This window comes from Phocaeicola oris, assembly GCF_021295095.1.
In the GTDB taxonomy this organism is placed as follows: domain Bacteria; phylum Bacteroidota; class Bacteroidia; order Bacteroidales; family Bacteroidaceae; genus Phocaeicola; species Phocaeicola oris.
Genome location: NZ_JAJLQX010000002.1, coordinates 1 through 23,533 on the forward strand (window position 1 = coordinate 1; position 23,533 = coordinate 23,533).

Sequence of the window (23,533 nt, forward strand, 5' to 3'; positions counted from 1 at the left end):
TTAAGATGGGTATAAACACAACGGGGCAGGCAGGGTAGGGCACTAATGGTGTGTTCGGTAATATCATCCTGTGACTCAGTGTTTTCTGAAAAATTTTCATTCTTTTCAGGTTCCGAAAACAGCATAGCGGAACCTGTGGAACCTATGGAACCTACGTGTTCATTAAATTTACCATTCACATAGCCATATCCCGACCGTATTTTCTTCCTTATCTCGGCAGTTCCGCAAGTCTCGTCCGCCCGCTGTTGTACCTTTCCGATGAGTAATTCCAACTCCCCGGCAGTCATCCCCTTAAATCGGGCTGCCCTTCCTATGGCTAACAGCCAAGCATTCCGCTGTCCTTTCCGGTAAGCGAACTTCGCCTCAAATTCGGAAAGGAAGGTATCGATCATGCCGTTTGCCGGTGGTATGGGCCGATACTGCGCTGTGGGCGGAATGGCTCCTATCACCGGTATCTCGTCCATCTTTTCCCCTTCACTCCTCCAGTCGAAACACACCGTATCCTCTCGATAGAACGCGCTTGGGTCGTGCGACGTGAAACTGAGCCGTGTAGGGTCGCTGCACTGCTTATCGCACTCAAAGCCGAGCAGTTGCCCGATGTGTCGCCGCGCAATCTTGTTCGCCACACGGAACTCGTCTATGCTGCGGGCATCTATGCGCGCCACCGCTTTCAGTCCCTCGCCCGACACGCTCACCCATCCGGCTTTCACCCAAGGCAGTTCCTTCAGCTTTTCCATAAACTCGTTCGTCCGGTCGCCGCAGTGGTCAATATCGATGATGGTCATGCCGGTAAGCGTCATCATCTTCTCCATCCGGTGCGGTCCGTCGCAGAAGCCCGCCGGAACGAAAGCCGGCAGATTGTCTTTCACTTTCTTCGCCTCGGCTTCCTTCCCTTCTGCCATCAGTCGGCGATAGTTCTCCGTCGCCTGCTTGTAACGCGTTGACATAATGTCGGCCACAAACTGCCCGATGGTGGTCTTCGTGCAGTACGTGTCGCGCATGGATCGGTAGAACGAGCAGTCTGCGCTGAACGGCATCTCCTCTGCCTTTCGCTGTTCTTCACTTCGGGAATTTACCTTCCCGTTCTTTTTCTCTTTGTCTTGCCCATCGGCAAGATTCGTTTTTTTAGTTAAGTCAAACATAAAAAACAATTTAAAATTAAACATATAAATAATACGGGGTCGCTTATGACCCGCGTCCTCATTCATTATTCCCCCCCCCGAACCGATACGTATCTGTTGCCGGAATCATGCTGATGAGTTGAGCAACTCACGCTGATGAACAGTCCGGTTCACGCTGATGAATGGCGCGATTGACACGGATGGAAATTCGGAGTCGGCGGCATCACGGTTCGCCCAAATACTTATATAATATGCTCACCTGCTTGGGCGTGAACGATCGCTGCGCGGTTGAATATCCGGCTTTCAGCATTTCGGCGTGGAGTTCCTTATTATACAGAATCCATCGTCTCAGAATTTTCAGCGCGCTGTTCACGGGGCTTTCGGGATTATACCTGAGTGCCATTTCCGATTTTCGCACAGCAGCGCGAACGGTTTGTTTTTCCATGATAAAATCGCTTTATAATTACCATGTAAAGATAGTGAAAATCAATGAATTAAGCAAATAAAATGGGATGGATTCAGGGGTAGTTTCGGAGGGATAAAACAGTATAAAAACGGAGTGTGGAGAGAGGGATAAAATTACTAATAAAAACATATTCTATATTAGTATCTCAAGAATAAAGGAGTTATATTTATATTTTGAAAATAAACTAAGTCTGCTTTATGAATATAGTAAAATAAGAGTAGCTATATATGACAAAATTACTACTGACATTGTCATATTTTTAAAATTTATTAACAATATAACATCTATTGTACACACTAAACTTTGTATATTTGTAATATATATATTGCTGTTTAATTAGCGTAGAGAATCATGCTTGATTGAAACAAATCATCAGACAAAAACAGTGATTTCTTCCAATAGATTTACAACATAATCTAAACGAAACGAAATGAATGGTAGTGTTCCTCATATAGTTCAATATCAAGGTTCTAAGAGAAATTTAGCACCTCAGATACTGCCGTATTTTCCTCAAAGTTTTAATCGGCTTATAGAACCTTTTGCCGGTATGGCGGCAATAACGATAGCAGTTTCAAGACTGAATAAAGCTCAGTCGTATTATTTAAACGACCTCAATACACCTCTCGTTAGCGTATTAGAGGAAGCTATTAACAACCCACAACGCCTACTTGATGACTACACAAGAGTATGGAGTGAACAGTTGACTTTTGAAGAAGGTAGTGTTGCGCATTATTATAAAGTGCGTGATGACTTTAATGGTGGTAATCAATGTGCTGCCAATATGTTGTATCTTTTAGCCCGTTGTGTAAAGGGCTCTGTCAGATATAGTGGCAATGGACAGTTTAATCAATCTCCGGACAAAAGACGTAAAGGTGTTTCTCCGGCCAACTTATCAAAGAATATCTTTCCAATTTCAAGCTACTTGAAAAATAGAACAGAGTTCTCTTCGATAGATTATCGAGAAGTTCTGGAAACGGCTCAACGTGGCGATATTGTGTATATGGATCCTCCGTATCAAGGTGTTTGCGCTACAAGAGACAGTCGCTATTTTTCAGGCATTGATTTCAATGGTTTTGTAGAAAGCTTAGAAGACCTAAATAGAAGAGGTATTGACTATATCATTAGTTATGATGGAAGTTGCGGGGAAAAACAGTATGGTAACGATTTGCCTGACGATTTAGGACTGAGAAAAGTGATGCTCAATGCAGGCCTTTCAAGTCAGTCTCTTTTACTTGGGAAGAAAGAAGTTACATTGGAGGCTTTATATCTGAGCGCAAATCTTCAAGATCGTGTACAACCCATTGCTCAAAATCAATTATTATTTGCACAATGAAATATTCAAAGGAAATACTCGAAAAGCTTAACTCGATAACAGATAAACGCCCCGCAACAGTCATACAACATATTTTAAAGCATGGCTTTATTACCACAGAAGAACTAGAAAATAAATACGGATACAAACATGCACCAAGAGCGGCAAGAGACGTAAGAGAACGCGGAGTTAAAACCTTGTTACCTATAATGTAAAGAGTAGTGAGGGAAAAAGAATGGGTGCCTATAAATTCGGAGACCCAGTTTTTTCTGACAACAAAATATCTAAAGTTGCAGGTAGGACAGTGCTTTCTGAAGCATTAAAGAAGGCATTAATTGATAAGCATGGTTCGGTCTGTTTTATTTATTTACAGTCAATGGAAGAAAGACTGTTGCAAGTTGACCATCGAGTTCCTTATGAGATAGGTGGCGAACAAGATGAAAGCAATATTGATTGCTACATGCTATTGAGCCCTTCAGCGAACAGAGCAAAATCTTGGACATGTGAGCATTGCCCTAACTGGACAACAAAGGATGTTGAATTCTGCGAAAATTGCTTTTGGGCTCATCCCGAGAACTATACTCATATTGCCGGAAACAACGAACGAAAGATAGTTATTACTTTTACTGACAATGAAATTGACGATTATGAACAGTTGATAAATTTAGTTGGTATAGATAATGCTGAACAAACAATAAAAGATTTGGTAACGTCTTTCATAAATGACCATACTAATGAAGACTAATGTGCACCAGCCCTACTACATATTTATAAGAAAAATGGGTACTTTCATACCATGTAAATATAGTGAAAATCAATGAATTAAGCAAATAAAATGGGATGGATTCAAGGGTAGTTTCGGAGGGATAAAACAGTATAAAAACGGAGTGTGGAGAGGTAGGAGAACTAAATAAAAAATGGTAAATAAAAACTATGTAAATATGTATAAAAGAAAGTTTGTGCCATGGCATCGTGGTTGGTATGATCCTTCTTGGTATGATAAATTTGATATGGATACTATCTTAAAAACAAGTTGACAATAAACTCTTATTGATTCCGGTACCGATGGTCAAACCGGAGGAAGCTCAGGTGTTACAACAATCAAATTTGAATCTCATAAGGTAATGAGCCACCTTAGTTCAAACAGTGTTCTTTGATTCCACATCATATTTGCTTTGCCATAATCTATAAAATTAAATAGTAGTCAATGAACTTAAATCAACATCAGGAATGATAACTTCCGCAAGCTTTTCTTCAACAAGAAATCCCATATAAAGCGGAATGGTAAGTACCTCACCCTCACGCCCTACATTATATTGCCCCAGCTTAATTGCACTATTGACATGATACACATCTTTGTTTTTAAGAACCGTAATCATACTTTTTGCCTTACCTGTCCTTGCTTTAACTTCAAGGATAACGCATTCACCCTTGAACCTTACCAAGAAGTCCAATTCCAGACCGCTATCCTTATGAAAATAGTATAGTTTTTGCCCGGACTTACACAGAAAATCAGCCATCAGATTCTCAAAGATGGCACCCTTGCATCCAAGAAGATTCCCCTTCAAAATATCTGCCTGTGTACCGTAATCAAGCATCGCCATAAGCACACCTATATCAGTAGTATATACCTTGAAGCACTCTTTGATGGAATTGCCCTCTAACGGCAGTTCCGTAATTTTTGTGTTATAACATCTACGAACGATTCCTGCATCCTCTAACCATTGGATGCTACCGATGTATTGTGAAGCCCTTCCCCCTTTTTTGACTGTGGAATACTGGAATTTCTTATTCTCCTTAGCCAATTGTTTCGGGATAGACTCAAAACATTCTCGGATATGTGGTTTGTCCGCGTCATCCGCGTATTTCACCATATCCTCTTCATATCCTGCAATAAGATTACGCTGCGCCTTATATATAAGTTCGATGTTCTTCGTTTCAAGGAAACAATTCACTACTTCCGGCAGACCTCCTACAATGACATATCTGTACAGTAGTTCCATCATTGCCTTGTGAATTCCCTCCGGAACGGCTTTTTCGTTCTCAAAGCAAGAGTTGACGGAATCAATGACCGCGTCACTAATCCCGTTTGCCCATAAAAACTCCTCAAAGTCTAATGGATACATATCAATCACGGTCTCATACCCTACAGGAACAGAATCTTGCCCTTCCTCCTCGTCTTTTTTCTTTCTACTCTTGCCGTAGCCTTTCCCCCCTAAAAGAGAGCCTGTGGCAATGACATCAAAGCGACCATCTATGTAAAATGACTTCAAAGCAGTCCTCGCCTCCTTGCACTCCTGAATTTCGTCAAGGATAATACAGGTTTTTCCACTGATGAAACGACTACCCGGAATCAAAGCCGAGAGGTTGAGAATAATGGTATCAACATCTATATTGCCATCAAAGGCAGACTTCTTGTCCGGTTCAAGAATGAAGTTCATATAAACCACACTCTCATAATTCCCTTCTGCGAATTTCCGAACAATATACGTCTTCCCACATTGGCGAATACCTTTTATCACAAGAGGCTTTCTGTCCTCAGACTTCATCCATTTGTTTAAATATGTTTCTATTTTTCTTTTGAGCATAGTATGAGTTTATTCTTTCAAACGCAAAAATACATTTTTCCAAGCGAATAAACAAGTATAATTACACTTTTTAGAACGAATAAGCTATATATAACTACATTTTTTCAAGCGAATATCCGTGCAAATAGCACACTTTTCCAAGCGAGTTAGCTATTTCACGGACTAAAAAACACACTGCCCAATCACAGAAACACCTCTCCCGGATGTGTCGAATAATAACCATAACCTAAACTTGCCATATTCAATTCTATTTATAATGGTTCGATAATTCCAAGATGTTGCAAATGGTAATGTATCGAAAACAAAAGTAACTTCAAAACGCACCAGTCAGCATAAAAGTGTTTTTAATATTGATGTATAGTTCCCCTGACAGGAACCTAACATCATTCTTTTCAATTCTTATCCTCAACCTTTCGGCAGCTCACCTTATTGATCTTCTCGAAATTTAGCTTCTAACGACAGGATTCTTTTCTTTAGCTGCTCAAAACTCAATGGATTCTCGTTATAAATGAAGGATTCTATCATCGCTTTATAATCATCTCGGAACAGGCTTTCTGTCTCTCCTGTAGGCCAGATTTTAATGTTTTCCCGCTTGTCAGAGTCATAATCTACCGAACTGACATGATAGAATTTCTTGCGGTGTTCTATTATGCTTTTATAAAGTTCCGCATCGTTTATCGCTGTTTCAGAATAGGTATCCATAAGCCTCTCCAAGTCATATAAATGGCGGCTCATTCTTTCGCTTCTGGGTGATTTCTTCTGATATTCTTCGTTGAGCAGTAAAGCCTTTTCCAAAAAAGTCCGGATAGGTAGAACCATGGGAATTACGCATTTTGTAGCATCATCTACATCGTTGAAAGTATCATAAATCAAAGAAGTTAATGCTCGATTTTCAAAGGGTTCATCCATAGACATACAGCTGATTTCGATTTTGACCTTGGGCTGAACATATTCATTCTTCTCATCTAAGATGCTGGGATAGACAATGTTTAGTACCACAGGATCACGGTCTGTGTCAATGGGAATCTCAATACCGCCTTGCATGACGCTTTTAACATTCTCTACATAGAAGTCTTTAGCTCCTATGTTTATAAGCTGCTCCTTTAGCTTGGGAGAGAGTTTCTCAAAAATAACTTTTCTCGATGCTTTCCGCAAACTTTTCAACTGATTGTTGTTCTCACACTTGGCAAAGGGATACAATTTTTGCTTCTCTTCCGTTTCTGTAAACCATTTCCTGCTAAGAGAGATGTCAATATCTTCACTAAACCTTTGCAAGTCAATATTCTCCCATTTCCCTTTAGACAGGCTTGTCCCACCTTTAAAAAATAGGAACTTCGAGAATGATGTAGAGAAGAGTGCTTTAAGAGTTATCGTTACCCACCAGTCTTTCTCTATAGCCAAGTCCTCAATATTTGTTTTCTCAGCCGTTTTCTGTACGATGGCGATACGCTCATCTATTGTCTTATCTTGCCAAATGCTCATATTTCTCTATTATTGGTTTTATGTATTTACGAATCCAGACGGGTGCTGTGGCTAAATCTGTTTTAATCTGTTGTTTCTCGGTAGAGTCAGAGATAATCTTCTCTATTCTATTCGTATCAGCAGTGGTTATGTTCGACCTTCCCTTTGCTTTTAGTGCTAAAACAAGCAGTGGCATCAACCGACTATTATACGAATATGCACTGGGAGCCCTGTGCTTCAACCTTATTTTCTTGTTCCCTATAGTTATAGTCCTTGGTGATCCTGTTGTCAGATAGATGGCCTTCATGGGAACCTGCGTAGACAAGCCAAGAGCGTTCAACGCATATTCTCCTGTTGGTAGAATCTCTGCATTTTCGTGTTTAGCAATCAGGCTTACAATTTTTTCAGCTGAAGGATATACATTGCCATAGTTGGTTACTATCGGCTTATAGTATATGCCTTTTGCAAGGCGTTCGAGAACGCCAAAGTCTTTCATCATCGATAATAACTTACTAACATATTCATTATCGAACTCCGCAAAGTCGTTGACAAAGAAAACCGTCCCTGGTTCTGCCTCGTCTATCCGTTGTTTTATCTGTTCTTGAATCGTCATATTAACATATTTTAGTCGGCAACTTCTGCAAAGTTATGGAAAATAGTTCGTCTCTTGTAACAAAACATCCAATTTTTTTTAATGATTGGAGATAAACATGATGTCAAATATTAACATATTTTAGTCGACAACTTCTGCAAAGTTATGGAAAAGTAATCCGTAAGAAAAGAGGTATAAAGGCTTTATAAGACATTGCAGTAACATTTACAGACATATCCTTGACCCCATATTGTGTTACCAACGATTCCATCAGGTTCAGAACGTTGATGTACTTTCGCACAATCTGTGGCTGGAAACGATATTTCTTGTCTTTGGCTTTACCTTCATAAAACAATCCCGTAAATAGTCTTGTTCAAAAGTTATTTCCATCCTTACATTCTCTTTGTCGTAAAGATAATCAAAAATATCACTCCTCACTTCTCCTCTCGCCTCGCAATCATTCACTTGATACCGCCTTTTACGTACTTTTGTTGCCTTTTACGGACACTGACGGACTTTCACGGAATTCATCCGCGAGAGCTTCGTTACCTTTGTATTGTTCCAAAGAAAAATAAGGCCTTGATTTTAATGGGACAAACCGTTTATTGTTTAACATCTAAATTATTCTGTTATGCCAAAAAATAATGAAAAAGTTTCGTTCAAGAACCCGTTCCTTCACGGGAAAAACGTGGTGTACAAAGTCATTCCGAGAGTGAATCCGCAGAAGCCTAAAGAAGCGCCTAAGTATTATCCGAAAGCGATAGGTACCGGATACATGACCATGGCCGATATCGTGAAACGTATTGAAAAAGAGTGTACCATCACCCGTGCCGACGCAACGGCTGTGATTGTTGCCTTGGAAGATATCATTGCCGACGCCATGTCCGCCGGACAGATTGTTCAGTTGGGCGACTTCGGTAACTTTTACCTCAGCATCAAAGGTAAAGGCGCGCTGACCGAACAGGACTTCGTTCCCACATTGGTGAGCAAAGCCAAGGTGAACTTCCGTCCGGGAAAGACCGTAAGGGAGGCTCTGCGTAACTTGAGTTTCAGCAAGTACGTCAAGAATCAGGAAGGACAGACCGAGAATAAGGACACGCCCGAAGAGGAAACTCCCGGAGAATAATTCCCGAACAAAAAATTAACCGATCATGAAAAAAAGTACGTGGAAATTGATTCTTAAAGTGGTGATTGCGGTAGCTACCGCCATTGCCGGAGCCCTCGGCCTCAGTGCCTGTATGTAATGAATCGCTCGGAGCATTTTCGCTCCGGGCTTTTGTGTAATCTCTAAAAACTGATGAATATGCGACCTATAAATTATATCATCCTGCACTGCTCGGGTACACGGGCTTCGCGAAATTTCTCGGGCGACGACATCGACCGCTGCCACCGTCTCCGCGGATTCAGCAGAGCAGGCTACCACTATTATGTCCGTAAGAACGGAACCATAGAGAAGATGCGTCCCGAAGATATGCCCGGAGCTCATTGCTACGGCCATAACAAAGACAGCATAGGCGTTTGCTATGAAGGCGGACTGGACGAAAACGGACACCCCGGCGACACCCGTACTCCGGCACAGAAACGTTCCCTCCGTGAAATAGTCCGTGCGCTAAAACAGGATTATCCGCAGGCGAAGATAGTGGGGCACCGCGACCTGAGTCCAGATCTGAACCGGAACGGCATCATAGAGCCGCACGAACGCCTCAAGGAGTGTCCCTGCTTCGACGCAACAGACGAGTACGCCGATGTGGAACTGCTTCCACAGGGGTATTCAGGAAACCTGTAATACGCGCTCCCCATGACTAAGATAAGCCAACATACGAACCGTATTGTCAGAGTGCTGTTAGCCATTCTGCTGTCCCTGCTCCTCACCTCCTCCACCTCGAATCACGCCGAGGTGGGGAAGCGTGGAGAGGCTCAGCAGTCGCCAACAGAATCTCCTGTCGGGAATCGGCAGTGAGTATGGTTTTAGTAATTATTCTTTTGATAAGACATTTGAGAAATTAGGTATTTTTGAACAAACAAAGCTTGAACATTTCGGTATTTTCGGACAATTGGATTAAAAACATTTCGGTATTTTCGGACAATTGGATAAAAAACATTTCGGTATTTTCGGATTTAAATTGTCCCCTTGCCCGCCAAGCCATTAAGTATTTGGTAAAATCCTCAGGCTACAATACCCATGCTTCGCTTGATGCTTTCTGCGAGAAATTCTCTCATATTATAGAAAGACGTTATCTTATTTATACCAAGGACCTGAAGCGGGACAAGGAAACCCTGCTACTTCCGGTATATATGACACCCTTCCTATAAGCCATAAGACGGCAAGTTTAATCAACCATACCGAACATATAGTTGTGAATAAGGCTATCACCATGTGTATTATCACGAAGTGACAGCGAAATAAAAATCCTTCCATCTATTATCCTCTATTAATTATTTGCATAAAATGTGTCCGTTTTTCCGAATTATTCCGTATTTTTGCAAAATAAATTTGTCCGTACGACAGTGCCATTCTATGCACTGACGGCGGCGAAGCTGTAAGGGAAAATAAACTTTTTGAGAAGCTATTCATAGCATAATCAAAACCAAAAGAATCATGCAATTTCTGATAATGATAGAAATATGAATAAAAAAATTATTACAGTAACATCGCCATTACTTCCTAATCTTGACGAATTTCATGAACTTCTCAAACAAATATGGGATAGTAAATGGATTACAAATAACGGTTCTTTCCACAAACAGTTAGAAAAGGAATTGGCAACATATTTAGGTGTCCCCTACATCAGTCTGTTCACGAATGGAACACTTCCTCTCCTCACCGCCTTACAAGCATTGAGAATCACTGGTGAAGTTATCACCACTCCATATAGTTTTGTGGCTACGACTCACAGTATTTGGTGGAATGGATGTAAACCTGTATTCGTTGATATAGATCCTTCAACCGGTTGCATGGATCCCCATAAAATTGAGGCAGCTATCACCCCCAAGACAACAGCCATTATGCCGGTTCATGTCTATGGTAAGCCATGCGACGTGGATGCCATTCAGGAAATTGCCGATAAGTATGGTCTAAAAGTCATCTATGATGCTGCCCATGCATTTGGTGTAAAAGTAAACAACAAAATTTCAAAAACTCTTTCAAAAGGAGAAGATAACTTTGTTTCTGTGCTCAATGCCGGCGATATGAGTACATTAAGCTTCCATGCTACTAAAGTCTACAATACCATAGAGGGGGGAGCACTCGTTATGCATGATGAAAAGACAAAGAAGCACATTGATGACCTCAAGAACTTCGGTATTCACGATGATGTAACCGTTGTTGGTCCCGGAATCAACAGTAAGATGGATGAAATGCGATCGGCTTATGGGCTCCTCAACCTGAAACAGGTTGATAAAGCTATTGAAGCCCGTAAAAAAGTAGCCCAAGCCTATCGTGAAGGCTTGAAAGATGTTGAAGGGATCAGCGTATGGTTCGATATGGATGGTGTTCACCATAACTACAGCTACTTTCCAATATTCATTGACGCAGAAAAGTACGGCAAATCCCGTGACGAATTGTTCTTCGAGATGAAAGAAAATAATGTTCTCGCCCGTCGATACTTCTATCCGCTTATCAGTAATTTTTCTACTTACAGAGGTTTAGAAAGCGCGGCTCCAAGCAATCTGCCTAATGCCACTAAAATGGCCAATGAGGTGCTTTGTTTGCCAATGTACCACTCTTTGACAGACGAAGAAATAGCAAGAGTACTATATTTGATTAAGAAATAAAACATGGCACAAAAAAAACTTATGCTCCTTGGTGGCTTACGCTATCTCTTACCCGTAATCAAGGCTGCTCACAAGCAAGGATATTATGTCATTACAGCCGATTATCTCCCTGATAACATTGCTCATAAATATAGTGACGAATATTGTAACGTAAGCATTATAGACAAAGAAGCAGTACTTACTGAAGCCCAAAGATTGCAGATAGATGGAATAATGTCGTTCGCTTGCGATCCCGGAGTCGTTACGGCATCATACGTTCAAAATCAAATGGGCCTCCCTTCATTTGGGCCTTTCGAGTCTGTGGAGATTCTTCAGAATAAGGATCGTTTCCGTGCTTTTCTTGCTAAGCATAAGTTCAATGTACCCTGGGCTTTCAGTTTTGCAAGCAAAGAAAAAGCTTGGGAGACACGATCAAAATTCAGTTATCCGCTCATCGTAAAGCCTACCGATTCTGCAGGCAGTAAAGGTTGCACTCGTGTTGACAAAGAACAAGAATTGAAAGCTGCCATAGAGCATGCTTTTAAATATACCATCAGTGGACATATCATCATAGAAGAATTCCTTGAAAAAAAAGGTTGCTCATCAGATACTGATAGCTACTCATACAATGGTTCATTGAAGTTCGTTAGTTTCTGTGCACAACGCTTCGATGCTAATGCGACGAATCCATACACCCCAGCCGCATATTCTTGGCCTTCTACATTCACAAAAGAAGAAGAAAAATATCTGACTAACGAAATCCAACGTCTTATCACACTCTTGGGTATGAAAACATCTGTATTCAATATAGAGACCCGTGTAAGTCCAAACAATAAACCTTACATCATGGAACTCACCCCTCGTGGAGGAGGAAATCGCCTTTGCGAGATGCTTCATTATGCTACAGGTGTTGATATGATTACTGCCATCACAAGAGCAATGGTAGGTGAAGAACCTGAAGCTATTGAGCAGAAACCTTACAACGGACATTGGGCAGAAATCATTCTTCATGCCGACAATGATGGCGAGTTTATAGATCTCTGGATTGATCCTTCACTTTCTGCAGAGATTGTAGAAAAAGATCTATGGGTAAAGCCGGGAGATCATGTTCATGGATTTGATGCCGCTAACGCTGCCATTGGTACACTTGTCCTTCGTTTTGAGAACGCAGAAGATTTGGAGAAAGCAATTACTAACCAAAGTCAGTGGCTGAAAGTTATAACTAAATGAAAGCAATAGGTGGTTATTTCGAACTTGAAAAAGAAGGTATAGGAGTATTCCCACATAAAAATGGCATTCTACTCAATACAGGACGAAATGCCTTAGAATATATCCTTCGTTCAATTCCTTCTATCAAAGGTATCTATCTTCCTTACTATACTTGCGAGGTCGTTCTTGAGCCGATTAAGAAACTCAACATTCCATTTACCTATTATCATACCAATGATTGCTTTGAAATAGCAGAAGATATTAATTTAGAGGAAGATCAATACATTATAGTCAATAATTACTTTGGAATCAAGGATTCCTATATAGATACACTCCTTTCTAAGTTTGGAGATCACTTGATTGTCGATTGTGCTCAAGCCCTTTTTGCCCCTATTCTTCCTGAAGTAAAGATGTTTTACAGTATTCGCAAGTTTATTGGCGTCCCTGATGGGGGCGTTGCGTATGGTATTAGTAATGAACAAGAAAAATGGCTTGATATAGACGAATCATACGATCGTCTCGAACATTTAAAAATTCGTAAAAAACAAGGAGCCGAAACAGGTTTTGGAAAATATCAGGAAAACGAAACAAAGCTGAATAACCAACCAATACTTCAGATGTCTGCTTATACTCGATTTGCATCCCGTAATATCGACTATAATAGTATCATTACTAAGCGAAGGACTAACTATCAATATTTGAACAATGCTTTGAAGACAAAGAACCATCTTTCACTTCCGGATATCAACTCATTTGCTTGCCCAATGGTTTATCCATTTATTGGATATATTGACAGGGATTTACGCAAAGAATTAATTTCTAAAAAAATCTTTGTCGCTCGCTACTGGCCAAATGTAGTTCCATATCGTGATTATAATAGAGAAGTAGAAATGACCGATCAAATAATGCCCTTACCCATTGATCAGAGATATGGAAAAAATGATATGGATATAATTATTAAAACAATAATACAATGAAGATTATTTTTATTGGTGGTAGAGGAACAGCTATTGTTATTGCTGACCAAATATATGATGCCCATAAGCGATTTGGAATGGACATTGAAGTTCTTGGTTTAGCACTTGATGATCATTCCGAAGGAGACGAGATAAGTGGATATCCTATCCTTTGCGATATTAAGGACCTGTATAATAAGTACGGCAAATACGAAGACATAAAATTTATATACCAGCTATATAGACCTGATGTCATAAGGGAACGTACAATTATTCTTAATAACTTAAATATCCCATTAGAAAAGTTTGCTACTTTTATTCATCCGTCTGTAATGATTGCTAAATCAGCTAAGATAGGTGCGGGTAATGTTATACTTGCTAATGCAGTAGTTAACTGCAATGCTATAATCGGTAACTTCAACACTGTTAATTCCGGAACCCTCCTTGGGCACGATATTAAAATTGGTAATAATAACTATTTTGCAGGTCAAGTATGTGTAGGAAGTGGATTAACTATAGGTAACATGAACTTTATCGGGCTAAATACATCTATTCGCAATGGAATAACAATTGGGGATGGTAATATTGTTGGCATGTCATCCAATATCACTAAATCTGTTGGTGATAATAACGTATTATACGGTAATCCTGCTATCATCAAGCCACAGCTAAATCATATTATTCGATAATTGTGCTCTTTTCTGAAGCGAGAATTGGTGAAGCCATTTTTAAGCAACAGAAGTTCTAATAAAAATATTATTTTAGCAAACTGATAGAAATATATAGATTTATTTTATATTTAACAATAATGGAAATAGCTCAAATAGGAAACTTTTACGAAGATTTTATTGTAGGCGAAGAGATCAAGCATTCACTTTCCAAAACTATTTTTGAAAGTGATAATAACCTGTTCTGCTTACTAACAATGAACAATCATCCTGTTCATACTAATATTGATTATGCTGCTAAAAATCAGCATGGCAGAATTTTAGTTGTGGGAACTTTAGTGTTTTCATTGGCTGTAGGCATTACTGTGCCGGATATCAGCGGAAAGGCCATCGCTAATTTAGGATACGAGGACATAAAACATTTAGCTCCTACATTCCTAAATGATACGCTATATGTAAGATCTAAGATATTAGATAAAAGGGAATCTAAATCCAAACCGGATAGAGGAATCATATATGTAGAATCAATAGCTTATAATCAAAATGGAATCGACGTATTGTCATTCCGTCGACATGTACTTATAAAAAAGAAAAATTATTGAAAATATGAACGAACACCTTTTTCGCAGTTTGATGTTTGTCCCTGCTCACAATGAGCATTTGATGGACAAAGCGACAACTTTCAATGCCGATGTCTTATTGTTTGATATTGAAGATTCTGTACAACCTGCAGAAAACAAACAAAAAGCCAGAAATAATATCTTACGATATTTGAAAGAAGGGAAATTTGAAGGAAGATCCATTTATCCTCGTATCAATGACAGAGAAAGCGGTTATTTATTACAGGATGTTTATCAGCTGACTGTCTCAGGAATAGAAGGATTTGTTTATCCTAAAGCAACATGTCCTGAGGACATATATTTTATTGGAAAACTTCTTGAAACAATTGAGTATGAAAAAAAATTCCCTATAGGAACTTTCAAATTAATACCTCTCATTGAAACTTCCGGAGCAGTAATGAATATCCAAGGCATTTGTAAGGCCTGCCCTAATCGTGTTGTCGCTGTTGCCTTCGGATGTGAAGATTTTGTGACAGATTTACAAGGGAAACATGATATTGAAGGAAAAAGTATAGAAGTTCCCAGAGCAATGATTGCAATGGGAGCACGTTCGTGCGGTGTCTACCCTATTGATACTGTCCATATACGAGTACATGACTTGGAAGATTTAGAAAAAAATCTGATTCTTTCAAAGAAATTAGGCTTCGAAGGCATGTTGGTTTTGAATCCTAAAGAACTACCATTAGTCCACAAGTATTACTCACCTACTGAAGAAGAAGTTAATTGGGCAAAAGAAATGATCCGATTGTCTGAAGAAGCCTTTAAATCAGGACAAGGGGTTGCTCTTAAAGATAATAAGTTCATTGGACCACCTATGTTAAAGATGGCAAGGAATATCATAAAGAAATACGAATTAGGAAATAAAAATGTCTGATTCTCTAAAGAAGAAGACTGCAACCGGATTAATCTGGAGTTCCTTAGAGCGTTTTTCTGTTCAAGGGGTTCAATTTCTTGTCATGATTATAATGGCACGAATTCTTACTCCGTACGATTATGGCATTATAGGGATGCTGACTATATTCTTGCAAATATCGCAATCGCTTATAGACAGTGGTTTCTCGCAAGCTCTTATCAGGAAACAAAATCGGACCGAAGTAGATAATTTTACCGTTTTTTACTTCAACATAGTAGTAAGTATTGTACTCTACATCACACTCTTTATATCAGCGCCATGGATAGCTAAATTCTATCATACTCCCATACTAATTCCGGTAATGAGAGTGATTTGTTTAGGCATAGTCATCAACTCCTTTGTTGTTGTTCAACGTGCATTATTCACCATCAAGATAGATTTTAAAACTCAAGCTAAGGCATCCCTCTTTGCCGCGATACTTTCCGGAATTGTTGGTATAGGAATGGCATACAAAGGTTATGGCGTGTGGTCGTTAGTAGCGCAACAATTAGTTAATTATGGCGGGATAGCACTTCTATTATGGTATTTCTCCAAATGGAGACCTAAATGGGTTTATTCTTGGAAATCATTTAAAGAATTATTTTCGTTTGGATCCAAACTGATGATATCAGGACTGCTGAATACAACATATAATAATATATACCTTATCGTAATAGGCAGGCTATTTACAGCAACCAATCTTGGACATTACACCAGAGCACATCAATTTGCAGATTTTCCCTCATCCAATATTACTGGAATTCTTCAACGTGTAACTTATCCCGTACTTTGCACGATCCAGAATGATGACAAAAGGTTATCAGATGTTTATAGAAAGTTACTTAAACTGTCTGCTTATATCATATTCCCTATGATGTGCGGATTAGCAGCAGTCGCACACCCGTTTATTATACTTCTTCTCGGAGAGAAATGGGAATTTTGCAGTATCATATTACAAATACTATGTTTTTCAATGATGTGGTATCCTATCCATGCTATCAATTTGAATTTATTGCAAGTAAAAGGACGTTCTGATCTGTTTTTAAAGTTGGAAATAATAAAAAAGATCATAGGCATTGCCATACTGTGTATAACCATTCCCATTGGTTTGATTGCCATGTGTTATGGACAAATCGTCAGCTCAATAATTGCCTTAATAATCAATACATATTATACAGGAAAATTAATTCAGGTAGGGTTTATTAAGCAAATGAAAGATATATCAGGAACTTTAGTTCTGTCATTGCTTATGTTTATAACTGTAATTATATCAATCCCATACATCAGTGATTCATTGATAAAACTTATTTTTGGAACAACATTAGGAGCGATATTTTTTATAGGTATCAGCAAAATTATGAAATTCCAAGAGTTTAATTATATTGTTTCAATAATAAAGAAAAACAATGGATAATAATCATCAAGACACACAACCATTAATGGTCAGCATACGTTGCACAGCTTATAACCATGAGCCCTATATCAGACAATGCTTAGAAGGATTTATCATGCAACAAACAAATTTCAGATTTGAAACCATTGTCCATGATGATGCCTCAACGGATAAAACAGCAGAGATAATAAAAGAATATGCCGAAAAGTATCCGGATATAATAAAACCCATATATGAAACAGAAAATCAGTTTTCAAAGCATGATGGAACCATAAGACGTATTATGGATAAAGCTTGTACTGGCAAATATATAGCTATGTGTGAAGGAGATGATTATTGGACAGACCCTTTAAAACTGCAAAAGCAATTCGATTTTATGGAAAAAAATCTGAATTATAATATTTGCGTTCATAATGCCATAAAGCACAATTGCAAAACCGGAGAGAATTGCTTATTCAATAAGAACCTATCAAATAAAACTTATACCATAAAAGATCTTATTCTGAAAAAATGGTTTACACCGACTGCAAGTTTCTTCTATCGAAACAATATTGCTATTTCTAATGAATGGGCGAAACGAGATTGTAATGGTGATATGATTCTTTTATATACAAATTGCATGAAAGGCAACTTATATTATATGGAAGATGTTATGAGTGTATATAATTATCTTACAGAACATAGCTTATCCATAAAAGCAGATCCTTTGAAACTGTATCAAAAGAAAATCAATTTGTACAAAATATTAAACGAAATTACACATTATAAATATTTTTATTTAACATATTATCAAATATTAAGTTTTGAAATAAAGAAAATCATAAGAAAATATTTGAAATAATGAACACACACCTAAAGAATATTTTAAAAAAGATATACTACTTTCCTGGCTATTTAATCAACATTCCAACCTTTTTATTTCAAAGAGTAAGATTGCCAAAATCAATTGAGTGCATTGGCAAAACTCATATTATAAATGAGGGAAAAATCAAATTAGGAGAGAGTATTCGAATTCGTTCAGGAGTCCTTGCAAACCCTATCGGCATTGGTACTAAAACCATTTTTCATGTTATTCAAGGTGGTGAACTAACTATTGGGAACAACGTAAGAATGAGCAATACTGGAATATGCTGTGCAAAAAAAATTACCATAGAAGATGGAGTAATGATTGGTGGTGGTGTTTGCATTTGGGATACAGACTTTCACTCTTGTAACTATAATATAAGGTTACGAATTTCGTCAGAAAAAGAAAGACCAAGAACAAGAGAGATTATTATTGAAAAAGGTGTTTTTATTGGCGCTGGAAGTATTATTCTAAAAGGTTCGCACATAGGAATGTTTTCAATTGTTGGAGCTGGCAGTGTTGTCTCTGGGAAAATACCACCACAAGAAGTTTGGGCAGGAAACCCTGCAAAATTTATTAGGAAATTAACAATTGAGGAATTATCATAACTAAAATTGCATAGATTCTATTAATTGATAATATGATCAAGATATTAAAATACATATTATTTTTAATAATCTTATATTTATTTGTATTTCAATCAATTTTTGATAAATACATCTATGTAGGCATTGAATTTCTAATATCTATTCTGTTTTTCAAAAAATACATAAATGCTTTTTACCAAAAATTTAAAATAGAAATTATTCTTTTTAGCTTAATTATATTATATTCTTTGATGTTAGATCTTGTTGGTGGAAAAGTTGTTTACTTAGACCGATTTTTAGCCTGTTTCATTCAGGGACTTTTTTTCTCTTTCTTATTAACTTGTTATATCAATAAGAATAAATATCTATATAATAATTTTGACAATTTATTACTCGCTATTTGCTTCATTGCTACAAGTATTACCATATTAGCCATTTTAGATCCTTCTTTCGATGATATTATAAAGTCATTCACACCAGAGCAAGACGAATTTTATGAAAACCACACACTTTCTAACGAGTTTAGATATCGAGGGTTTGGATTATCTGAAAACTTATCTTTTACTTATCCTTATGTATTATCAATTATTGGAGGATATGTTATCATAAAAAGATTAAATATCGTGACAATATTTTTACTACCTATGATTTTTATAGCCATTATTTTTAATGCACGCATCGGTTTTATTCCTATAATTGGTGCATTACTCTATATTGTTGTCAAAAATATTACTAATATAAAAAAAATCATTATTCTATGCTTCTTTGTAATTGGTATAACTGCATTAGTTCCTTTTATATCAAATAGTGATTCTGTTTTTAACAACTCTTGGGGGCTTAGCTTCTTTACTGAAATAAATGATGGCTTACAAGGCAAATCTTCTCACACCTTAGATATCTTATTAGGCGAAATGATTATTATCCCAGATGATAACATCATTTCTTTACTATTTGGAACAGGAAAATCAATATACACAGAAGCAAGAAATAATTCTGACATCGGATATATTTTGCAACTAAATTATGGAGGCGTTTTTTTATTAACTCTAATCCTTTGCTATATGCTATATACATCAAGGAGATTTTATAAAATATTCCATTTCAAACATTGGTTTACTTTTATTTACATCATATCTATCTTTGTATTAAACTTTAAAGGGTTTTATTTTGCTTCTACTCCCGGCTTCAGATTTATGAGCTTACTATATATTTTCTACATTGTAAATTACAAAAAACAGTTGATTAACAGTAAAATAAAATAGATTATATAATGAAAATATCGTTTATAGGATTAGGAGGTGTACCTTTTTCAAAGAGAGCAACAGATGTAAGGCTAAGTTCTTTCGTGGACTTATTCCAATCCTTAGGTCATGAAGTTGAAATAATAAATCGTTTTTCAAATATAAAGAATTCAAGTGATTATCCCTATCATATTTATGAGCCTTATAAAAAAACGATAGCATCAAACAAAATGGTATTCATCATAGTTTATTTCCTATCCTTAATCCAAGAGCCATTTGTCATTATAAAATCGAATAAGAAAAAACATATAGATATACTGTTTAACAATTCGGCACATTTCATTGATATATTGATATATTCTATCATAAGCAAAATAATAAAAGCAAAACTTATCCACCAGTATTGTGAGTTCCGTTCAGTCTTCGAAAATAGGAATATCTATCATAACATCAATGGCCGTTTAGTTGATAGAGTATCTCCAAAACTATGGGATGGAGCAATTTGTATAAGTCACTTTTTAGAAGATAGCTGTAAAAGCATCAATCCGAAATTAAAAACGATAAAAGTATATCCAATATGTGATTTTGATTATTTCAATTCTATTCAGCCAAAAAATATACAAAAAAAATATATTCTTTATTGTGGGTCATGCGACTATATAGAAGTAATTAACTTTATTATTAAATCATATAATAAAAGTTTATGTAAGTCTTCTTTTGATTTAATAATGGTAATCAGAGGCAATCAAAATACTATAGAACAATTAAAACAACAAAATCCTAATATTACTTTTCTGGAGAAACTTGAATATTCTGATCTTATTAGTTGGTATAAAAGTGCATCAGCACTTTTAATCCCAATGAGAGATAATATTCGTGATTTAGCAAGATACCCTAACAAAATATGCGAATATTGTGCTTCTTCCGGCATCATTATTACTACTAATTACGGCGAAATACCTTATTTATTCAAGAATGAATATAATGCACTCATTAGTAAAGAATACTCTACTGACAGTTTTGCTGAAGAATTAAATAAATTAGAAAATAATGATGCAATAATTAAGAGTATAAAAGAAAATGCATATATAACAGGCCAAAAGTACTTTGAAACATCAGCTTATAAAGAAAGTATAAATACCTTTCTTCATGAACTTTAAATACATATCCTTTCTAAGAATTATGTAAATATTATATAAAGATATATTTGAAATGTATACTCTATAAGACCTTAAAAGGAACTAATCTATTTATATAAAATGAAACTAAAATATTTCGCTATTCCGGCAATATTGTTTTCAGGAACAAGTTATTACCTACTGAATAGTAATAAAGAAAACAAGATAGCACTGCCAGAGACAGAAGTAACAGAAAGGGGCTATACAAAAAGTGATTCTCTTATAGAAAATGTTCTCGAAGCTGAGGTTGATAACTCCAGTATAATAACACAAGATAGTATTAAGCAAGAAGGAATATCACCTCAAGAAGAAATAAAAACTGTAGCTAAGAAAACTGCCCAACCTACTACGGAAATGACAAAGCCAACAATAAAAGAAAATTCAATCCTTCTCCTAAGTAGTGATATCGACTTAAAAGGTGATACATGCAAACTTCCAAAAGGAGTCACCATAAAATCAGATAAAGGAGTTATTAAAAATGGAGTTTTAATAGGCTATGGAACAAAAATAGAAGCATCCGGAGCAATTTTTGATAAAGTTGCAATTAAAGGAACATGGAATGTGCCTGAAATAAAAACAACCTATTTTAAGGATCTGACTTATGATAATGCTTTAAAGGATATTTTTGCTTTAACCACGCCTTCTATGAAGAATATAGTTACTATTGAATCTGGAAATTATCCTGTTTCTGTGAATACAGCTACAAGAAATTGCATTATTGTCAATAACAATACTGATATAAAACTCGATGGTACAATCAAACTAAAACCAAATAATTTAGATAGTTATAATATTATACAAGTATCTGGAAATAATATAAATATATTTGGAACAGGTTCTATTATAGGTGATAAACATACGCATACGGGAAAGACTGGAGAATGGGGGATGGGAATTAATATAGCAAATGGAAACAATATATCTATCTCAGGTTTAACAATAAAAGAATGTTGGGGTGATTGTATTTATATAGGAAAGAAATCACGCAATATAAAAATTCATGATTGTAAAATTGACAATGGACGTAGACAAGGCATTTCAATTACATCAGGAAATTCAATAATTATAAGTAATTGCAATATTACGAATGTAAAAGGTACCGCACCGGAATATGCAATTGATATAGAGCCAAATAAAAACGATACTATTGACAATGTTATCCTTGACAATATAAATGTGAAGGATTGTATAGGAGGTTTATTAGCCTATGGAAAAGCTTCCAAAGCTAAAATAAGAAATATTATCATCAAAAATTGTAATACTAGTGCTCAGGAAAAATACCCTATTCTCCTTATGGAATGTGAAAAAGTAAATATTAATAATTGCACAATCAATATAACAAATGAAAAAGATGCCATTCGTAGTGAAAATATTAATAAAATCGTGATAACCAATAATACCATCATAAAAAATAATACTCAGAAAACAGTTAATTCATACATTAATATAAAAAATTGTATTTCAAAAAATATAAATAACAATCAAATAAAATAGAATGAAATCATTCTCACATACCAATAAAATACGATCTTAAAGAAATAAATAAAACTTATGACAAAAATTCTTTTTATAGTAAATGGGACTCAAGCACTCTATAATCATCGTCTTGAACTAATAAAAGCATTACTTGCAAAAGAATATAAAGTTGACATCATATCTCCATGGGGGAGGGAGATTAATCCACTAATAGATTTAGGCTGTAATTTTATAAATGTGCCTATTGAAGGACGTGGAATGAATCCTTTTGCAGATTTACTTCTACTAAATAGATATTATCAACGCATTATAAAGAGCAAACCGGATGTAATCCTCACGTTTTATACAAAGTCAAACATATACGGTGGTATAGCTGCATCTATTTGTAATGTTCCATATATAACAAATATTACAGGCTTAGGCAGTGCTGTTGAAAAAGACGGACTACTCCAACATATTACTGTGCCGCTTTATAAATTAGCTATGCGTAAAGCGAGTTGTATATTTTTCCAGAATGACGCAAACTATCAATTCTTTAAGAAACGCAATATAAAACCGGAAATTGGAAGACGTATCCCCGGCTCAGGAGTAAGCCTTGAAAGATTTCCATTACAACCCTACCCTAATGATAATACAATAGAGTTTCTTTTTGTTTCACGAATTATGAGAGAAAAGGGTATGGATCAATTTTTGGATGCGGCAAAAATTATCAGAAAGAAATATCCATTTACAAGATTTCATGTAGTGGGTAATTATTATGATGACTATAGCCAGATATTTGCAGAATTGGAAAAAGAAAAAATTATTATCTACCACGGACAACAGTTAGACATTCATCCATACATACGTCAAACACATTGTACTATCCTGCCATCATATTATCCGGAAGGTATGTCAAATGTACTTCTTGAGAGTGCTGCAAGTGGAAGACCGCTTATTACTACAGACAGAGCTGGATGTAAAGAAACGGTAGAAGATGATGTAACAGGTTTTATTATTAAGCAAAAAGATAGTCAGGATTTGATTGATAAAATAGAAAAATTCCTCTCTCTCACTAATGAAGAGCGAAAGACTATGGGCGTTAAAGGTAGAGAAAAGATGGAAAAGGAATTCAACCGACAAATAGTTATTAATGCTTATCTTGAAGAGATAGATAAAATTCTGAGCAAATAAATA

At 36.6% G+C, this 23,533-nt stretch carries 24 protein-coding genes; 19 read left to right on the forward strand and 5 right to left on the reverse strand.

The window, feature by feature from the left end; translation table 11 throughout:
* Positions 1-1,208: BT4734/BF3469 family protein (locus LO761_RS01475; protein WP_336385760.1), on the reverse strand; the 1,208-nt coding region annotated here is incomplete at its 3' end.
* Between the two features lie 136 nt (positions 1,209-1,344).
* The gene (locus LO761_RS01480; RefSeq protein ID WP_272816568.1) at positions 1,345-1,566 is read right to left on the reverse strand and encodes a DUF4248 domain-containing protein; all 222 of its coding nucleotides are present in this window, start codon (positions 1,564-1,566) and stop codon (positions 1,345-1,347) included.
* Positions 1,567-2,017: 451 nt separating this feature from the next.
* Between LO761_RS01480 and LO761_RS01485 the strand changes: the two genes are divergently transcribed.
* Genes LO761_RS01485 through LO761_RS01495 form a run of 3 tightly spaced genes read left to right on the forward strand, consistent with a single transcriptional unit; the run spans position 2,018 to position 3,644 of the window.
* The gene (locus LO761_RS01485) at positions 2,018-2,920 is read left to right on the forward strand and encodes a DNA adenine methylase (RefSeq protein ID WP_272816569.1); all 903 of its coding nucleotides are present in this window, start codon (positions 2,018-2,020) and stop codon (positions 2,918-2,920) included.
* Positions 2,917-3,114 (forward strand): hypothetical protein, encoded by a 198-nt coding sequence (locus LO761_RS01490; RefSeq protein ID WP_272816570.1) that lies wholly within the window; start codon positions 2,917-2,919, stop codon positions 3,112-3,114. Before LO761_RS01485 ends, LO761_RS01490 begins: the two co-directional genes overlap by 4 nt.
* Positions 3,115-3,134: 20 nt before the next feature.
* Entirely contained in the window at positions 3,135-3,644 is a 510-nt protein-coding gene (locus LO761_RS01495) for an HNH endonuclease (RefSeq protein WP_272816571.1), read from the forward strand.
* A gap of 448 nt (positions 3,645-4,092) precedes the next feature.
* Here LO761_RS01495 and LO761_RS01500 read toward each other — a convergent pair whose 3' ends face one another.
* The 3 genes from LO761_RS01500 to LO761_RS01510 all read right to left on the reverse strand — a co-directional run bounded on the left by LO761_RS01500 (position 4,093) and on the right by LO761_RS01510 (position 7,561).
* Positions 4,093-5,487, reverse strand: a complete 1,395-nt coding sequence (locus tag LO761_RS01500) for an ATP-binding protein (protein WP_272816572.1) — start codon at positions 5,485-5,487, stop codon at positions 4,093-4,095.
* A 426-nt stretch (positions 5,488-5,913) separates the two neighbouring features.
* Positions 5,914-6,969 (reverse strand): nucleotidyl transferase AbiEii/AbiGii toxin family protein, encoded by a 1,056-nt coding sequence (locus LO761_RS01505; RefSeq protein ID WP_272816573.1) that lies wholly within the window; start codon positions 6,967-6,969, stop codon positions 5,914-5,916.
* Positions 6,950-7,561: a DUF6088 family protein gene (locus LO761_RS01510; RefSeq protein WP_272816574.1), complete on the reverse strand. Its 612-nt coding sequence runs from the start codon at positions 7,559-7,561 to the stop codon at positions 6,950-6,952. The genes LO761_RS01505 and LO761_RS01510 overlap by 20 nt, the downstream gene beginning before the upstream one ends.
* Positions 7,562-8,171: 610 nt before the next feature.
* Between LO761_RS01510 and LO761_RS01515 the strand changes: the two genes are divergently transcribed.
* The 16 genes from LO761_RS01515 (at position 8,172) to LO761_RS01595 (ending at position 23,530) form a co-directional block, all read left to right on the forward strand.
* Positions 8,172-8,666 (forward strand): HU family DNA-binding protein, encoded by a 495-nt coding sequence (locus tag LO761_RS01515; RefSeq protein WP_272816575.1) that lies wholly within the window; start codon positions 8,172-8,174, stop codon positions 8,664-8,666.
* A 25-nt stretch (positions 8,667-8,691) separates the two neighbouring features.
* The gene (locus LO761_RS01520) at positions 8,692-8,784 is read left to right on the forward strand and encodes a smalltalk protein (RefSeq protein ID WP_272816576.1); all 93 of its coding nucleotides are present in this window, start codon (positions 8,692-8,694) and stop codon (positions 8,782-8,784) included.
* A 59-nt stretch (positions 8,785-8,843) separates the two neighbouring features.
* Complete coding sequence (locus LO761_RS01525; protein ID WP_272816577.1) at positions 8,844-9,326, forward strand: N-acetylmuramoyl-L-alanine amidase; 483 nt, start codon at positions 8,844-8,846, stop codon at positions 9,324-9,326.
* An 839-nt stretch (positions 9,327-10,165) separates the two neighbouring features.
* The gene (locus tag LO761_RS01535; protein ID WP_272816578.1) at positions 10,166-11,314 is read left to right on the forward strand and encodes a DegT/DnrJ/EryC1/StrS family aminotransferase; all 1,149 of its coding nucleotides are present in this window, start codon (positions 10,166-10,168) and stop codon (positions 11,312-11,314) included.
* Positions 11,315-11,317: 3 nt separating this feature from the next.
* Complete coding sequence (locus tag LO761_RS01540) at positions 11,318-12,523, forward strand: ATP-grasp domain-containing protein (RefSeq protein WP_272816579.1); 1,206 nt, start codon at positions 11,318-11,320, stop codon at positions 12,521-12,523.
* The gene (locus LO761_RS01545) at positions 12,520-13,479 is read left to right on the forward strand and encodes a hypothetical protein (RefSeq protein WP_272816580.1); all 960 of its coding nucleotides are present in this window, start codon (positions 12,520-12,522) and stop codon (positions 13,477-13,479) included. The genes LO761_RS01540 and LO761_RS01545 overlap by 4 nt, the downstream gene beginning before the upstream one ends.
* A complete protein-coding gene (locus LO761_RS01550) occupies positions 13,476-14,147 on the forward strand; it encodes an acetyltransferase (protein ID WP_272816581.1) in 672 nt (223 codons plus the stop codon). Before LO761_RS01545 ends, LO761_RS01550 begins: the two co-directional genes overlap by 4 nt.
* 119 nt (positions 14,148-14,266) lie before the next feature.
* Positions 14,267-14,728, forward strand: a complete 462-nt coding sequence (locus tag LO761_RS01555) for a MaoC family dehydratase (protein WP_272816582.1) — start codon at positions 14,267-14,269, stop codon at positions 14,726-14,728.
* 4 nt (positions 14,729-14,732) lie between these two features.
* Positions 14,733-15,620: an HpcH/HpaI aldolase/citrate lyase family protein gene (locus tag LO761_RS01560; RefSeq protein ID WP_272816583.1), complete on the forward strand. Its 888-nt coding sequence runs from the start codon at positions 14,733-14,735 to the stop codon at positions 15,618-15,620.
* The gene (locus LO761_RS01565) at positions 15,613-17,052 is read left to right on the forward strand and encodes a lipopolysaccharide biosynthesis protein (protein WP_272816584.1); all 1,440 of its coding nucleotides are present in this window, start codon (positions 15,613-15,615) and stop codon (positions 17,050-17,052) included. Before LO761_RS01560 ends, LO761_RS01565 begins: the two co-directional genes overlap by 8 nt.
* Positions 17,045-17,872 carry a glycosyltransferase family 2 protein gene (locus tag LO761_RS01570; RefSeq protein ID WP_272816585.1) on the forward strand — a complete coding sequence of 276 codons (828 nt, stop codon included), beginning with the start codon at positions 17,045-17,047 and terminating at the stop codon, positions 17,870-17,872. The genes LO761_RS01565 and LO761_RS01570 overlap by 8 nt, the downstream gene beginning before the upstream one ends.
* The gene (locus LO761_RS01575) at positions 17,872-18,483 is read left to right on the forward strand and encodes an acyltransferase (protein WP_272816586.1); all 612 of its coding nucleotides are present in this window, start codon (positions 17,872-17,874) and stop codon (positions 18,481-18,483) included. Before LO761_RS01570 ends, LO761_RS01575 begins: the two co-directional genes overlap by 1 nt.
* Before the next feature lie 32 nt (positions 18,484-18,515).
* Complete coding sequence (locus LO761_RS01580) at positions 18,516-19,724, forward strand: hypothetical protein (RefSeq protein ID WP_272816587.1); 1,209 nt, start codon at positions 18,516-18,518, stop codon at positions 19,722-19,724.
* Between the two features lie 8 nt (positions 19,725-19,732).
* A complete protein-coding gene (locus tag LO761_RS01585) occupies positions 19,733-20,863 on the forward strand; it encodes a glycosyltransferase (protein WP_272816588.1) in 1,131 nt (376 codons plus the stop codon).
* 99 nt (positions 20,864-20,962) lie between these two features.
* The gene (locus LO761_RS01590; protein WP_272816589.1) at positions 20,963-22,375 is read left to right on the forward strand and encodes a right-handed parallel beta-helix repeat-containing protein; all 1,413 of its coding nucleotides are present in this window, start codon (positions 20,963-20,965) and stop codon (positions 22,373-22,375) included.
* A 57-nt stretch (positions 22,376-22,432) separates the two neighbouring features.
* Positions 22,433-23,530, forward strand: a complete 1,098-nt coding sequence (locus LO761_RS01595; RefSeq protein ID WP_272816590.1) for a glycosyltransferase family 4 protein — start codon at positions 22,433-22,435, stop codon at positions 23,528-23,530.
* Positions 23,531-23,533 lie beyond the last annotated feature (3 nt).

Excerpts from the sequence above, each read along its gene's own strand:
- LO761_RS01515 (WP_272816575.1), top strand. The coding sequence starts at position 8,172 with ATGCCAAAAAATAATGAAAAAGTTTCGTTCAAGAACCCGTTCCTTCAC.
- LO761_RS01555 (WP_272816582.1), top strand. The coding sequence starts at position 14,267 with ATGGAAATAGCTCAAATAGGAAACTTTTACGAAGATTTTATTGTAGGC.
- LO761_RS01495 (WP_272816571.1), top strand. The coding sequence starts at position 3,135 with ATGGGTGCCTATAAATTCGGAGACCCAGTTTTTTCTGACAACAAAATA.
- LO761_RS01480 (WP_272816568.1), bottom strand. The coding sequence starts at position 1,566 with ATGGAAAAACAAACCGTTCGCGCTGCTGTGCGAAAATCGGAAATGGCA.
- LO761_RS01485 (WP_272816569.1), top strand. The coding sequence starts at position 2,018 with ATGAATGGTAGTGTTCCTCATATAGTTCAATATCAAGGTTCTAAGAGA.
- LO761_RS01570 (WP_272816585.1), top strand. The coding sequence starts at position 17,045 with ATGGATAATAATCATCAAGACACACAACCATTAATGGTCAGCATACGT.
- LO761_RS01595 (WP_272816590.1), top strand. The coding sequence starts at position 22,433 with ATGACAAAAATTCTTTTTATAGTAAATGGGACTCAAGCACTCTATAAT.
- LO761_RS01585 (WP_272816588.1), top strand. The coding sequence starts at position 19,733 with ATGAAAATATCGTTTATAGGATTAGGAGGTGTACCTTTTTCAAAGAGA.
- LO761_RS01575 (WP_272816586.1), top strand. The coding sequence starts at position 17,872 with ATGAACACACACCTAAAGAATATTTTAAAAAAGATATACTACTTTCCT.
- LO761_RS01540 (WP_272816579.1), top strand. The coding sequence starts at position 11,318 with ATGGCACAAAAAAAACTTATGCTCCTTGGTGGCTTACGCTATCTCTTA.
- LO761_RS01525 (WP_272816577.1), top strand. The coding sequence starts at position 8,844 with ATGCGACCTATAAATTATATCATCCTGCACTGCTCGGGTACACGGGCT.
- LO761_RS01505 (WP_272816573.1), bottom strand. The coding sequence starts at position 6,969 with ATGAGCATTTGGCAAGATAAGACAATAGATGAGCGTATCGCCATCGTA.
- LO761_RS01535 (WP_272816578.1), top strand. The coding sequence starts at position 10,166 with ATGAATAAAAAAATTATTACAGTAACATCGCCATTACTTCCTAATCTT.
- LO761_RS01490 (WP_272816570.1), top strand. The coding sequence starts at position 2,917 with ATGAAATATTCAAAGGAAATACTCGAAAAGCTTAACTCGATAACAGAT.
- LO761_RS01550 (WP_272816581.1), top strand. The coding sequence starts at position 13,476 with ATGAAGATTATTTTTATTGGTGGTAGAGGAACAGCTATTGTTATTGCT.
- LO761_RS01520 (WP_272816576.1), top strand. The coding sequence starts at position 8,692 with ATGAAAAAAAGTACGTGGAAATTGATTCTTAAAGTGGTGATTGCGGTA.
- LO761_RS01500 (WP_272816572.1), bottom strand. The coding sequence starts at position 5,487 with ATGCTCAAAAGAAAAATAGAAACATATTTAAACAAATGGATGAAGTCT.
- LO761_RS01565 (WP_272816584.1), top strand. The coding sequence starts at position 15,613 with ATGTCTGATTCTCTAAAGAAGAAGACTGCAACCGGATTAATCTGGAGT.
- LO761_RS01545 (WP_272816580.1), top strand. The coding sequence starts at position 12,520 with ATGAAAGCAATAGGTGGTTATTTCGAACTTGAAAAAGAAGGTATAGGA.
- LO761_RS01560 (WP_272816583.1), top strand. The coding sequence starts at position 14,733 with ATGAACGAACACCTTTTTCGCAGTTTGATGTTTGTCCCTGCTCACAAT.
- LO761_RS01580 (WP_272816587.1), top strand. The coding sequence starts at position 18,516 with ATGATCAAGATATTAAAATACATATTATTTTTAATAATCTTATATTTA.
- LO761_RS01590 (WP_272816589.1), top strand. The coding sequence starts at position 20,963 with ATGAAACTAAAATATTTCGCTATTCCGGCAATATTGTTTTCAGGAACA.
- LO761_RS01510 (WP_272816574.1), bottom strand. The coding sequence starts at position 7,561 with ATGACGATTCAAGAACAGATAAAACAACGGATAGACGAGGCAGAACCA.